This window comes from Methylomonas sp. LL1 (assembly GCF_015711015.1).
Lineage (GTDB): Bacteria > Pseudomonadota > Gammaproteobacteria > Methylococcales > Methylomonadaceae > Methylomonas.
Map to the genome: position 1 here is coordinate 1,858,300 of NZ_CP064653.1, position 13,369 is coordinate 1,871,668.

Annotated in this window: 11 protein-coding genes; 9 read left to right on the forward strand and 2 right to left on the reverse strand. The window is 54.0% G+C overall.

What is annotated here, in order from left to right; translation table 11 throughout:
- Positions 1–379 precede the first annotated feature (379 nt).
- The 9 genes from pilM (at position 380) to IVG45_RS08710 (ending at position 9,413) form a co-directional block, all read left to right on the forward strand.
- The gene (gene pilM, locus IVG45_RS08670) at positions 380–1,216 is read left to right on the forward strand and encodes a pilus assembly protein PilM (RefSeq protein ID WP_196437429.1); all 837 of its coding nucleotides are present in this window, start codon (positions 380–382) and stop codon (positions 1,214–1,216) included.
- On the forward strand, positions 1,213–1,833 hold the full coding sequence (locus IVG45_RS08675; RefSeq protein WP_196437430.1) for a PilN domain-containing protein: 621 nt from the start codon (positions 1,213–1,215) through the stop codon (positions 1,831–1,833). The genes pilM and IVG45_RS08675 overlap by 4 nt, the downstream gene beginning before the upstream one ends.
- On the forward strand, positions 1,817–2,455 hold the full coding sequence (locus IVG45_RS08680; RefSeq protein WP_196437431.1) for a hypothetical protein: 639 nt from the start codon (positions 1,817–1,819) through the stop codon (positions 2,453–2,455). Before IVG45_RS08675 ends, IVG45_RS08680 begins: the two co-directional genes overlap by 17 nt.
- Positions 2,448–2,777, forward strand: a complete 330-nt coding sequence (locus IVG45_RS08685; RefSeq protein WP_196437432.1) for a hypothetical protein — start codon at positions 2,448–2,450, stop codon at positions 2,775–2,777. The genes IVG45_RS08680 and IVG45_RS08685 overlap by 8 nt, the downstream gene beginning before the upstream one ends.
- Position 2,778: 1 nt before the next feature.
- Positions 2,779–4,461, forward strand: coding sequence for a pilus (MSHA type) biogenesis protein MshL (mshL, locus tag IVG45_RS08690; RefSeq protein ID WP_196437433.1), 1,683 nt, complete (start codon positions 2,779–2,781; stop codon positions 4,459–4,461).
- 93 nt (positions 4,462–4,554) lie between these two features.
- Positions 4,555–5,466 (forward strand): ExeA family protein, encoded by a 912-nt coding sequence (locus tag IVG45_RS08695; protein WP_196437434.1) that lies wholly within the window; start codon positions 4,555–4,557, stop codon positions 5,464–5,466.
- Positions 5,463–6,488, forward strand: coding sequence for a hypothetical protein (locus tag IVG45_RS08700; RefSeq protein ID WP_196437435.1), 1,026 nt, complete (start codon positions 5,463–5,465; stop codon positions 6,486–6,488). Before IVG45_RS08695 ends, IVG45_RS08700 begins: the two co-directional genes overlap by 4 nt.
- 5 nt (positions 6,489–6,493) lie before the next feature.
- A complete protein-coding gene (locus IVG45_RS08705; RefSeq protein WP_196437436.1) occupies positions 6,494–8,188 on the forward strand; it encodes a GspE/PulE family protein in 1,695 nt (564 codons plus the stop codon).
- A 1-nt stretch (position 8,189) separates the two neighbouring features.
- Positions 8,190–9,413, forward strand: coding sequence for a type II secretion system F family protein (locus tag IVG45_RS08710; protein WP_196437437.1), 1,224 nt, complete (start codon positions 8,190–8,192; stop codon positions 9,411–9,413).
- Positions 9,414–9,420: 7 nt separating this feature from the next.
- On the opposite strand, the gene IVG45_RS08715 is transcribed toward IVG45_RS08710, so the two are convergent.
- Entirely contained in the window at positions 9,421–9,687 is a 267-nt protein-coding gene (locus IVG45_RS08715; RefSeq protein ID WP_196437438.1) for a DUF6316 family protein, read from the reverse strand.
- A gap of 168 nt (positions 9,688–9,855) precedes the next feature.
- Positions 9,856–13,140 carry a DUF6701 domain-containing protein gene (locus tag IVG45_RS08720; protein WP_196437439.1) on the reverse strand — a complete coding sequence of 1,095 codons (3,285 nt, stop codon included), beginning with the start codon at positions 13,138–13,140 and terminating at the stop codon, positions 9,856–9,858.
- Between the last annotated feature and the right edge of the window lie 229 nt (positions 13,141–13,369).

A 13,369-nucleotide genomic window follows, 5' to 3' on the forward strand; every position in this document is an offset into this window, starting at 1 on the left:
CGGAGGTTGTCGTAAAAGCCCCCTCTCCTCGCGGGTTTCTGTTTAGACTTTTACGTTAACCTCCGCAGAGCGGAGTCGAAGCGCATTTACCGGAGCAACTCGTTGAAATGCGCACGGTCTAGTCGTTTTCAGGCTCGCCACCTCGGCGAAGCCTGCCGCGCTGCTCAAAGTCGAGTCACAAAGTTCCCTGTAAAATTTCCGGTTTTGGTATAGACTTCAAAAATTTCCTTGTCGCCAATCTGCGAATCACGTGCGTTTATTGCAAAAGCTATTTCATAAGCATTCCACAACGCCCCAGGGAGTCGTTGCTATCAGTTTTCTTGGCACCGGCTTTATAGTTGCAATCAGCCAATATCATGCAAACAATCGGCCCCGGCTGTTGTTTTGCGATGTTATCGAAGCTCCTCAACAGCAATGGCTTTCTAAACTACAAGCACTGGCCGAAACCTACCGGCTTGGCAACTATAGCTGTCATATATTATTGAGCCAGGAACAGTATCGGGTCTTCGATACCGAAGTCCCGCAAGTCGATGAACAGGAAATGAAACAGGCGGTACGCTGGCGCATCGCCGAGATGCTGGATTACCCGGCCGATCAAGCAATCATCGATTACTTTCCGCTACCCAAATCCAATCGCGCCAACAGCACACCGTTATTGGAGGTGGTTAGCTGCAATCAGGCCATCATTGCCCCCTTGCTGCAAACCTGTCATCAAGCCGGTTTGAAGGTTACGGTGGTCGAAATCCAAGAGATGGCTTTGCGCAATCTGGCCTTCCTGCTCCCGGAAAATACTCGGGGTATTGCGGTGCTGAACCTGCAGCCCAACAATGGACATATCATCATCCAGCAAGCCGGAGCCCTTTATCTTTCCCGAAAATTCAACATCGGCTATAACCAACTGGCCGACAGCGCTTTGAGCGCCGAATTGCAGATGACGACCGAGCACGATAATTTGGCGCTCGAAATCCAACGATCCCTGGATTATGTGGAAAATTACTTCGCCATCCCACCGATTTCCAGCGTAGCCTTGCTTCTGGCGCCCAACCGCACCGAAGCCATCGTCAACAATCTGATGATACATCACGGCATCACGGCCCGCGCCATGGATCTGTCGGCCATTATCGACGGCGACGTTATCCTGACCGATGCGCTGCAAAACAGCTGCGCGGCGGCGATAGGCACCAGCTTGCGCCCTTATGTCGAGGGCATGCGATGATCCAGCAGGTCAATCTTTTACCGGAGAAACTGGGTAGGCACACTCGAATCGGTTTCAACCCCTACTTACTATCGATCGCCTTGAGCTGTATCGCGATGATCGGCGTCAGCGGTTACAACGGCTATCGACTAAACAGTCTGGAAACCCAAAGCCTACAACTTCAGCAACAATTGCAACGCCTCACTGCCCAAGTCTCAAGCCTGCAAGCCCCCAACCCGCAAAACGATGCCTTGTTCAATCAAGAGTTGCAACAGTCTCAAGCCTTGTATCAAAGTTTGGCCCAAGTCGTGGAATTACTGGCCGACAAACAGACTGACCAAACCCAGGGCTTTTCCCGTTACTTGGCGGCCTTGGCCGGCCAATCCGATCCTAGCGTCTGGCTAAACAGGATCACTATCGACGCCGTTGGCAATGACATCGAACTACAGGGCAGCAGTTTTAAACCCGAGCAGATTCCGTATTTGCTGCAACGCTTGCAAACCACCAGCGCATTCAAGGGCCGCCATTTTGCCCGCCTCGGCATGCGGCAGTCGGAAAAGGCAGAGGAACAAATCGATTTTACCGTCAGTTCGAATCTCAACCCCGTCGCGGAGGCAACCAATGCAAAGCAGCCTTGAGCAATTGCAATTCCGCTATAACACGCTGAGTCAGCGCGAGAAACTGATGACGAGCGCCGCCGCCATCGCCTTGCTATGGGCCGGCTGGGACAGCTTGATCAATCAGGCCATGCAACAAGAACAACAGCGCCTACATTCCGAAATTCTGGCTTTGCAAACCGAGCTGTTGACCCAACAGCAACTGGTGCAACAAGCCGATTTGTCTGGAATTTCCCAAAAAAACCAGCAACAGCAACTGACGCAAATCCGGCAATCGGTTGAAAACCTGAAACGGCAACTCGGTACCGGCGACAAAAAATTCGTGCCGCCGGAACTAATGGCCAATGCCTTGCGCGACATCCTGAAACAACAAGGCCACCTAAAACTGGTGAAGCTGGAAACCTTGCCTGCCGCCCCCTTCGCCGGCCAAGACAATCAGCCGGCCTGGGTATACCGGCACGCCCTGAAATTGACCCTGCAAGGCGATTTTTTTAGCACCCTAGACTATCTAAAAGCCCTGGAAACCTTACCGTGGCGTATTCATTGGGACAGCATCGACTATCAAGTCGACGCCTATCCACGGGCCGAAACCCGCATCCAGGTTTATACCCTAAGTTTCGAACAGGACTGGCTGGGTGCGTAAGTTTATTCCGCTCTTCGTTGCCACCCAGCTGATAAGCTTTACCAGCCTGGCCCAATACCGCGACCCAACCCAACCCGGCAATCTACCGGCCGGCCCGGCTCAATCGGTCACGCCCGCAAACAGCGAAGCCGAATTGGTCCTGAGCGCCATCCTGATTTCAGACAGCTCCCGGCGCGCCATCATCAATGGCGTCTCACTCAAGGCCGGCGAGAAACTGGACGACGACACCCGCCTAGTGAGAATACATCCCGGCCATGTACTGGTTAGACAACACGGCATCACTAAAAAACTTTATCTGGTACCCTCCGTAAAAGACCGCTGACATGAAACCAATCCCCCATTTTTTTTGCTCACTCAGCGCCGCCCTGATTTTTTTACTCGCGGCCTGCGAAACGTTGCCGCCCGGCTCGCCTTTGGTAGGCAAAACCTTCCCACCGGCTGCTCCTGTTTCATCCGCCGCAATTGATTCCACGCCCCCCGCCGCAGTCACCGAGGCGCTGATACCCGGCTTCAACCCTGGGTTGTTGAGTGAACCCCTGCCTAGTGGACCCTCTACTTTCAACATTTCGGTCCACGAAGTCGAAGCCCGCGAGTTTTTCATGAGCCTGGTGGTCGACAGCCAGGAAAACATGGTGGTCCATCCCGATGTCACGGGCCGTATTTCGCTGGAGCTGAAAAACGTCAGCATCCCGCAGGTATTGAGCGCGGTACAAAAAGTTTACGGCTACGATTACAACAAAACCGACATCGGCTACATCATCTACCCGGCTACGTTGCAAACCAAAATATTCAAGATCGATCACATCGATTTACTGCGCGAAGGCAGCTCCAACACCCGCGTATCTTCCGGACAAATCAGCACCGGCGGCAGAATTTCAAACCGATCCGGGCAAGATCAAAGCCTCAATAATACCGACAGCAACGGCAGCAACCGCGCCAGCACCTCCACTTCCGGCAGTTGGATTACCACCTCGTCCAAGACTGATTTTTGGGACGAACTGCAGCAATCGTTGTCGGCGGTGGTCGATGTCAGTCCGATGGCGGCCAACAGCGATGAATTGAGTAATCCACAGACCGGCAGCAAAGTTGTGATCAACAAACAAACCGGTATCGTGGTGGTGCGCGCCAATCCCAGCCAAATGCGCGAAGTGGAAAAACTGATCGCAAGCACTCAAGGCCAAATCGGCCGCCAGGTAGTGATCGAGGCCAAAATCCTGGAAATCATCCTCGACGACCAGCATCAGGATGGGGTCAATTGGGCCAGCATTGTGCGCGAGGGTAGCCAGGCATTTTTGACGGCCACTAACCCATTGCCGTCCATCGTGGCCCAAACCGCCGATGTATTCACCATCGGCCTGCATGCCGGCGATTTTTACGCCTTTATCGAACTAATGGAATCCCAGGGCAAAACCAATATTTTATCCAGCCCGCGCATCTCCACGCTGAACAATCAAAAAGCCGTGATCAAGGTCGGGCAGGACGAATATTTCATCACCGATGTCTCGTCCAATAATAATTCCTCGGCCGCCACCACCACCTTTACTCAAGACATCACTTGGACCCCTTTTTTCTCCGGCATCGCGCTGGATGTGACGCCGCAGATCGCCGACGACAACAAGATCACGCTGCACATCCACCCGTCCATTACCCGGGTCGAGAATCAGACCAAGGACTTTTCAATTAACGGCGAGGAAAACAGCATTCCGATGGCGCTGAATACCGTGCGCGAATCCGATAGCATCGTGCATGCCGAAAACGGTCAAATCATCGTCATCGGCGGTTTGATGCAGGAAACCCGCGATGAAAATCAGCAAGGGGTTTCGCTGTTATCGCGCATTCCCTATTTGGGCACGGCGTTCCGCGAAAACAAAGGCACCGGCAGTAAATCGGAATTGGTAATTCTGTTGAAACCAACCATCATCGCCGGCAGCGAGGATTGGAAGGCTCCGATTGAAGAGGGCCGGCAACGGATGGAACAATTAGAGAAAAAGCAGCTGTGGAAATGACAATTTCGGCAATTCGGATGCGAATATATTCGCACCTACAAGCGATCAACTCCTGTAGGGTCGAATTCATTCGACCGAAATAGCCCAACTATCATGTACCTGCAACATTTCGGCCTAAATCAGCTGCCTTTCAATCTGACACCGGATACTGAATTCTTTTGCGATCTGCCCACGCATCGAGAAGCACTGAACGTGTTATTGATAGCCCTGCAAAGCGGCGAAGGCTTCATCAAGATCACGGGTCCGGTCGGTGCCGGTAAGACCCTGCTGTGCCGTAAATTGCTGAACGACTTACCGCCGCCCTTCGTCACGGCCTACATTGCCAACCCACATCTAGCGCCAGCTGCGTTGTATCAGGCCATCGCCGACGAACTGGAACTAAAATACAGCCTCAATACCGAGCAAAACCAACTGCTGGGCCAAATCAACGATTATCTGCTGTCTGCCGCTACTCTGCAGCATAGGATCGTGCTGATCATCGACGAAGCCCAGGCCATGCCGCTGGAAACTCTGGAAGCACTGCGTCTGTTAACCAATCTGGAAACCGAGAAACAAAAACTGCTGCAAATCGTGCTGTTCGGTCAGGCCGAACTGGATCAGCTGCTGCTGAAAAAATCGATTCGGCAATTACGCCAACGCATTACTTTCAGCTATATCCTGAAGCCGCTTAACTATGCGCAAGCGCGGGCCTACCTGCAACATCGTTTGCAAATCGCCGGCAATACCCACGTCGATTTACTACCCGCCGCCAGTGTCGCCGCGCTGTGTTTTTATAGTCGCGGCATTCCGCGCCTGCTTAACATCCTGACTCACAAAGCCATGCTGGCGGCCTACGGCAAGGGGCTTGGCAAAATCGGTTGGCAGCAAGTGCAATTGGCGGCCCAGGACACCGACGCCACCCGTGTTCGCTGGCGCTTGCTGGGTTTCAGGCCGGTTTTTCCATGGCTGATGCTGCTCGGTTGCGGAATTTTTGCTTACTTTTCGTCATCGTCATTGCCGTTATGAGCTTAATCAACCAGATGTTGCGCGATCTGGAGCAACGTAAACCTGCAGCCGGTCCATCCAGTCAACCGTTAAGCATACAACTTCCGCAACAACCAACCGGTAGCCGGTCTAAATGGGTTTGGCTGGCCTTGGCCGCGCTGACCTTCACCTATATTGTTTATCAAGACCGAACCGCCTCCCCAGGCCAGGCTGTCGCTACCCAACAACCCATAATAGCCTCGCCCGTGCCGGCCAAACACCAGCCCATCGACACTCAGCCTCCCGCGCCAAAACCCCAAATTGCCGCCGTTGCAACCGAAGCCAAAATACCTATAGCGCCAGCAGAGGCTGACGGCTCGGAACCCTCTCCCGCCGCCGCAATTCCAATTGCATCGGTATCGGAAAAGGCCGCCGCACCGGCCAAACCGAAACCGATGCCAACGCCGGTGGCAAACCCCAAACAATCAGCCTCATCAGCCGCCGAAACCGATACGGCAAGCCTGTTCCGCCAGGCCCAAGACAGCGCCTCGCTGCTGATGCGTAAGGAAACCCTAAAAGACTTGCTAACTCTCGATCCACGGCATCTGCCCGCCCGAAATTTGATGTTGCAAACCTTGATTAAATTAAACGAAGCGGCCGAACTGGATGCATTCGCGCAAGAAAGTCTGGACTTGTTTCCCAGCCATTTGGCCTTCATCACCGCCCGCGCCCATCTGCAAATCCAGCGCAAACAGTTTGCCGCCGCGCTGGCGATGCTGGAACAGCTCGACGCCAACCAAATCAACGACCAAACCTATTTATCGCTACTGGCGGCCGCTTACCAGCAACAGCAGCACTATCAAAAATCGGCCGACTTGTATCAAAGACTGACACAACTCCAGCCGAACAAGGCCGAGCATTGGCTGGGACTGGGCATCGCCTCGGAAAATCTGCACCACGGCCAAAGCGCCATTTCGGCTTACCGGCAAGCTTTGGCTAAAAACAGCCTGAACAGGCAGGTTGTCGACTATATTAACCAACGACTCGGCACTCTGACACGTTGACCACCATGGAACCGCAAAAAAAAATCCGCATCGGCGACCTCTTGGTCCAACACCGCATCATCAGCCATGAACAATTGATGCTGGCGCTGGCCGAACAGAAAAAAACCGGCCGTAAATTGGGCCGCACCCTGATCGACCTGAACTACATCGGTGAAACCGATTTACTCAACTTTCTATCCCGCCAGTTGCAAATCCCGTTTCTGGACATCGCCCAATACAAACGCAAACCGGAAGTCTGCAAGGAACTACCGGAAAATCTGGCCCGCCGTTTTCGAGTCATGCTGTTGGAAAGCACCGCCAACGACGTACTGCTGGCGATGGCTGATCCGACCGATTTGATGAGCCTGGACGAAATCAGCCGGGTTTTAAAAAAACGCATCCGCCAGGCCGTGGTGCGGGAAACCGACCTGCTGACCGCGATCGATCAGGCCTATCGGCGCACCGAGGAAATCAGCAACCTGGCCGAGCAACTCAGCGACGAATTATCCGAGCACAATTTCGACATCAACAGTTTGCTGTCCAACGCCGAAGTCAACGAGGCGCCGGTGGTAAAACTGCTGCAATCGATATTCGAAGACGCGGTGCAAACCAACGCCTCCGACATTCATATCGAGCCGGACGAGCGGGTCTTGCGCATACGCCAGCGTATCGATGGCGTATTAAACGAACAGGTGCTGGATAACATCAACATTGCCCCGGCCCTGGTGGTGCGCTTGAAATTGATGAGTGGACTGAATATTTCCGAAAAACGCCTGCCGCAAGACGGCCGCTTTTCAATCAGGATCAAAAACAAAGTCCTGGACGTGCGTCTATCCACCCTGCCGATTCAGAACGGCGAATCGGTGGTGATGCGGATACTCGACCAATCCAAGGGTCTGCTCGACCTGGAGCAACTCGGCATGCCGCCCGAGTTGTTGGACCGCTTCAAAAAACACATTCGTAACCCGCACGGCTTGATTCTGGTCACCGGCCCTACCGGTAGCGGTAAAACCACTACCCTGTACGCCGCGCTGTCGGCGGTCAATTATCCGCAAACCAAGATTATTACCGCCGAGGACCCGGTGGAAGCCAATCTGCCGCGCGTCAATCAGTCGCAAATCAACGAAAAAATCGGCCTCAGTTTTGCCAACGTGTTGCGCTCGGCACTACGGCAAGACCCGGATGTGATTTTGGTGGGCGAAATCCGCGACCGGGAAACCGCCGATATTGCCGTGCGGGCCTCGATCACCGGCCATTTGGTCTTTTCCACCCTGCACACCAACGGTGCGGTGGAGACCGCTACCCGCCTGCTGGACATGGGGATTGAAGGTTACATTCTGGCCAGTTCTCTTAAAGTCATCGTCGCTCAGCGCCTGGTGCGTAAAATCTGCGACCGCTGTGCCCAAGCGGTCGAGATCAAGGAAGATCAACGTATCTGGCTGGAACAAACCTTTAATCTGCCGGCATCCGATTTTGTCTTCAAGAAAGGCAGCGGCTGCCAATACTGTAACCACATGGGCTACCGGGGCCGAATCGGAGTTTACGAACTGCTGGAAATGCGCCATGAAACCCTGGATGCCTTGCGGCGGATGAACTCCGCCGATTTCGTGAGCGCTGCCCGAAGCACTCCCGGTTTTAAATCCTTCACCGAACAGGCTCTGGATTTGGTCAAGCAAGGGTTGACCACGCTGCATGAAGTCATCCGTATTTCGGAAGTCTAGGATGCCGCATTTCAGTTACCAAGCCCGCAACAACACCGGTAAACTGCTCGCCGGCAACCTGGAAGCCCAAAGCATCCAGCATGCCGCGCAAATTCTGAACAACCGAGGCCTGATTCCGATCGGGATCGAAGCCGCGCCAAATCAAACTGATTTATTGGAACAATTTTCCAGCTGGCGGGCGCTACGGCAGCTCAACGTCAGCGATTTGATGCTGTTCAGCCGCCAGATGTATAGTCTGACCAAGTCCGGCGTACCCTTGAGCCGGGCGATCAATAGCCTGTCCGAATCGTCGCGTAACCTGGCCCTGAAAAAAGCCTTGCTCAATATCAGCCGGCAACTGGAATCCGGCCTATCCCTGTCGCAAGCCATGTCGCAACATGGCGACATTTTCCCGTTATTATTGATCAGCATCGTCAATGTCGGCGAGACCACCGGCGGTCTGGAGCAGGCGTTTTTGCAAATCAGCCATTATCTGGAACGCGAAAAGGAAACCCAGACCCGAATCAAATCCGCCCTGCGCTATCCGACCATGGTGATCATCGCCATTAGCATTGCCCTGGTCATCGTCAATATCTATGTGATTCCGGCCTTTAAGGGCGTATTCGACAAGATGGGAGCGCAATTGCCCTGGCAAACCCAATTGTTAATGGGCGTTTCGGACTTCTTCCTGCACTACTGGCCGCACACGCTGGCCGGTCTGGTCGCGTTGCTGTTGGTCGTTGCCAAATATCTGGAAAGCCCGGACGGACTCAGGCAATGGCACAAACTGCAGTTGAAAATTCCGGTGGTTGGCAGCATCATCGAACGCGCCACGATGGAACGCTTCTCGCGCTCATTTGCAATGACGCTGAGTGCCGGCGTGCCGCTGGTGCAAGGCATCGCAGTGGTGGCCAGGGCCGTCGGCAACGAATATATCGGTTCCCAACTGCATAAAATGCGGATAGGGATCGAAAAAGGCGACAGTATCAGCCGGATGGCCAAGAGTATTGGTCTGTTTCCGCCGTTGGTGATTCAGATGATTCTGGTCGGCGAGGAATCCGGTAACATCGCCGAAATGCTGCGGGAAGTGGCGGACTTTTACGAAGGCGAAGTGGATGTGGAATTAAAAAACTTGTCCAGCGCGATAGAGCCGTTTCTGATCATCATCATCGGCATCATGGTACTGGTGCTGGCGCTGGGCATCTTTCTACCGATGTGGGATTTGTCGACCAACGTGCACCGCTAAGATTGCGTCAATCATGCCAACGTATTTTACCTCGGTAGCAAAAGTTGGGCTTGCGCTTATTCAGCTCAAACTTGCCAAGAATCCTCGGCCCTTCAGACTCCCGGCCGCCGGTATTGCCGGTCTCAATACATTCCTCTATATATTCCTTCAGCATATTGTCCGCCTCCGCCCTGGTGTGATAAGGGCCTGAATCCCCTTCGCGGGATTGGAAATACCAGCCGAAATGGCCCGTAACCGGATTGATGGCTGAATAGAGTCTATCTGTTTTAAACATCTTGCCGCCTTGGAAAACAACCGTTCTGTTAGTTTTCTATTCCAACAGACAGTTTGGTTTAGATAAGATTCAATGCCAACCCAAGGCGACACCAACCCGAGCCAGTGGTTTTGCAAAATCCAAGCTTAACCCTCAATGCTTCAGATGCGCTAGCGCCATGCATGAGGTCTAATATACTTCCCGAAAGTATATTTGCTGGTTGTTGCCTTTATAAATCCCGAATGTAGCCCTGGCGGCGGCCGAATTATCGTGTACGCCGTCATGATCCCAATCGAACCGCAACCACGGTAAGCCGGCAAAGTTGCCGCTGATGTCGATATAACCGGTATTTCCGGCGCCGGGCGCGCTGAAACTCAAACCGGCATCGCCGGCGACTAAGGTCGAATTTGCCAAAACCGCCTGTATCGAGCCCGACGGAGCAATCGTCATCACGGCATTTCCGGCTTGCGCCACACCGGCGGCGGTATCGGGATTCGTCAGCACCAACTGGCTGCTCAAGCTTAAACTCGTGCAATTATCCGCCGTATTAGCGACGAAACCGCTGCCGTTGAAATACTCGGCGAACAATGGTATTGACAACGGTAGCAGCTCGGAACCATAGCCATTTCGCATCACCAATCGCCCCCAACGCATGTTCTTATTTGCGCCGCTAAACGCCAAGCCATTGCCTACGCTGGCCGTCCCGAAATGCACGGGATTAGCGGCCGCGACGCCATTAACATTGGCAACCGCCACCGCATCGGTATCCAGTAAATTAAAACTCAAGGCTATTTCGGCATTAAAGGGGGCGACGGGATTGGTTCGGGTAACCGCCAAAATATTGCTTGAGGTGTCGGCAAAACTCAGACTACCGCTGCCATTGCCGTTATCCGTAACCGAGGGCGCGCTGCTGTTTAATACCGTCAAAGGCTGAGCGGCTTCGCCGTAACTTGGCGTAATTCCGTATGTGGCATCGGTCGGATTGATTTTCCAATAGCTGCCCGTGTAATTCCGGGTGACCGCCCCTGCCGTATTTTTTGCGCTAACGCTGGCAACCGGCTTAGTCACAAACTGGATCGGCTGACCGACATAAGTAAATGTGTTACAGGCCGGCGCGAACACCGGCGTATTCAACACCAGATCGAAATGGTCCGGTATGAAGCGGCCGAAGTTGGCGCTCGTCGCACTATTGCCGAATTTACAACCGAATTTGCCGGAAACCGAAGTGTTGGAAAAATCGCTGCTGCAATCACCGGCCGCCGAATCGACGGCGGTAAACGTGTCGTCGTAAACGCCTTGCGCCGACAAATTGAATTGCCCTACTTCGGAGTAGGTGAACAAGCTCCCGGTAGCGATCCCTGTCGCCGAATCCGCTGCGCCGAAAGTACCGACCAAAGTGCCAATCGCAACGGCGCCGCTGTGGGCAGCGACCTTGCCGGCATCCAATTTCGGTGTGCCGTTGTAGCCGACCGCACCGCTGGCGGCGGTCAACGAAAAACCGGCACCGGCCTTGAGCGTCGAGCTGCCGTCAGCGCTGGAACTAACGCTAAAATCGGTTGGCCGCACGGCAAAGTTATCGGTGGAACAGCCAATAACAGGTGATGTTTGGCTGGCATCGGTCACCCGGCAGCGTAGATTCGGATAAGCTTTGGACAGCGTCATACCGGCCGAACTTTTTCTACCGAGTTCGCTGGTTTGCGCCGCTTGGTTAAAGGTCAGGGTTTGGCTGACCGCAGGGCTAATCGCCGGTAGCGAAGAACATGACGCAGCGCTGGAACCGTCCACCAGCTCTAGCGTGACGCTGCGATTGGCATCGGCTGCGTAGGTCGTTTCAACGGCATCGGCAACATGGTCATTATTGCTGTCCTTGAGCGCCACGACGTCAAAGGCAAACGGCGTCCCCGACAACTTGGTGTAAAGATGACCGCTGAGGGCGTTGGCGGCGGATTCCACGCAATTGAACGAGCTAGGCATCACCGTCGCCGAGCTACCAAGCCGCTCCGCCCGCACGGTGACACCGGCCAGAAACGGCAAACCAGTCGAAGAACTGCCGGTGGACGTAAAGACAATGCTGGTCAAGATTTCAGTCTGAAAAGAACTCGGCAAGCTAAAAGCCTGCATGTCCAGATGTGCAGTGTTGGGCGTATTACTACCGATAACATTGAGCGTGACCGCGCTGGAACTGAGTGTGTTGGCAAAGCTCCCGCTATAGTGATCGCGCACATTCACGCCTTCCACCAAATGCACGGTATGAGTATCACCGTTGCTGGCATTAAAGGTAATCGAACCGACATTGCTGCCGGATTTACCCCAGGCGGAATTGATCAGGGTGTAAACGGTAGTAGCGCCGTATAAATTGGTAGGCAACGTCAGCGTCAGACTGGATGAACCGCTAAAGTTCGACAGATTTAGATTAGTGCCCCAGAAAACATTGTCGCCATCCACATCGGTCTGTAACTCAAAGGGAACGCCACCCAAGGTCTGAGTACCGTTGAACTTACCCGAATAAACGCTGCCATTACTCCAAGTGATAATATTCTCGTTTAACGGCGAAACAGGGACAGGAAAATAACCGAGCGCCGTGGACGGTGTTGGCGTACATTGCGGCGGCATCGGATCTTTGGGGTTTATTTTGACCACACAGGATGTAGCGCAACTCGAACCACAACAAACACTGTTAATCTTGGCCTCATAGCCCAGCTTAATTTCGGCGGAACTAGTCGACTTTACGCAGCCCTCGGCCACGCTATCCTGCGCGAAAGAAATGTTACCCGAACTGGTGGTAATAGAACCCGACACTCTTGCGCCATAACCCACCGAAACGTTACCCGTAGAGCCGGTTATTTTTCCCGCTATCCTGGAGTCCTGCGCGGTGCTAATAGCGCCGGACGTGGCGACATCGCCGCTTATCCGCGCCGAGTAGCCGATACTGACCGCGCCGCTATCGCTGCTGATATTGCCGCCCACCTCATTGTTCTGTCCTATGCTGATGCCGCCGCTGGTACTGGAAATATCACCCGCCACGGTAGACTCGAAGTTCAGCGAGATATTGCCGCTGGTGACGGCCAACGAACCGCCGAAGGTGACCTTGCCGCTGGAATCGCTGATCGAGCCGGCGCTGATATTGGCCTGGATGTTAGCCTCATAATCGGCCCGCAACTGGCCGGTGACAATCAAAGTCAAATCGGCCGCAGCCCCCCCGACATTGATCCGACTGGTATTTGTGTACAGATCGCCGTTAATGGTAATGCTGGCAATCTTGGGGGAGCTAAGGGTGATTTTGTCCCCATATCCGAGGGACAGGCTTCCACAACTGTATACGCCGTTACTGCCGCTACAACCGGAAGGCATTTTGTTGGGAAAAACGTAATTCGTCGCGTGGACAGTACCGATAGCCGCCAGCCAAACGGCAAAAATCGATAGCAGAAAAAACCAGGAGGGGGGCACGCGAACATTCGCCATCCGGTCAATCATTCTTCACCCCTGGTCGAACGCGTAGCGAACAAAGCTGAAGAGGTAGCCTCCGCTCCGAGACATCGAGTTAAGCGCCACAAGAACTTAGGTGAGGTTAGAAGCATGACAGGCCGGACAAATATGCCGCCCATCGCTGGTGCATATCCAGCCGGATTTGACCGCCATGCCCGGCTCCCCTTCGAACCAGGCCCTGCCATCACTGATGCGCCGGCCGTTTCGCTCCTGAGTC

Bases quoted from the DNA above. Each gene is read 5' to 3' on its own strand.
- IVG45_RS08710 (WP_196437437.1), top strand. From the start codon at position 8,190: ATGCCGCATTTCAGTTACCAAGCCCGCAACAACACCGGTAAACTGCTC.
- mshL (WP_196437433.1), top strand. From the start codon at position 2,779: ATGAAACCAATCCCCCATTTTTTTTGCTCACTCAGCGCCGCCCTGATT.
- IVG45_RS08675 (WP_196437430.1), top strand. From the start codon at position 1,213: ATGATCCAGCAGGTCAATCTTTTACCGGAGAAACTGGGTAGGCACACT.
- IVG45_RS08700 (WP_196437435.1), top strand. From the start codon at position 5,463: ATGAGCTTAATCAACCAGATGTTGCGCGATCTGGAGCAACGTAAACCT.
- IVG45_RS08705 (WP_196437436.1), top strand. From the start codon at position 6,494: ATGGAACCGCAAAAAAAAATCCGCATCGGCGACCTCTTGGTCCAACAC.
- IVG45_RS08715 (WP_196437438.1), bottom strand. From the start codon at position 9,687: ATGTTTAAAACAGATAGACTCTATTCAGCCATCAATCCGGTTACGGGC.
- IVG45_RS08680 (WP_196437431.1), top strand. From the start codon at position 1,817: ATGCAAAGCAGCCTTGAGCAATTGCAATTCCGCTATAACACGCTGAGT.
- IVG45_RS08720 (WP_196437439.1), bottom strand. From the start codon at position 13,140: ATGATTGACCGGATGGCGAATGTTCGCGTGCCCCCCTCCTGGTTTTTT.
- IVG45_RS08695 (WP_196437434.1), top strand. From the start codon at position 4,555: ATGTACCTGCAACATTTCGGCCTAAATCAGCTGCCTTTCAATCTGACA.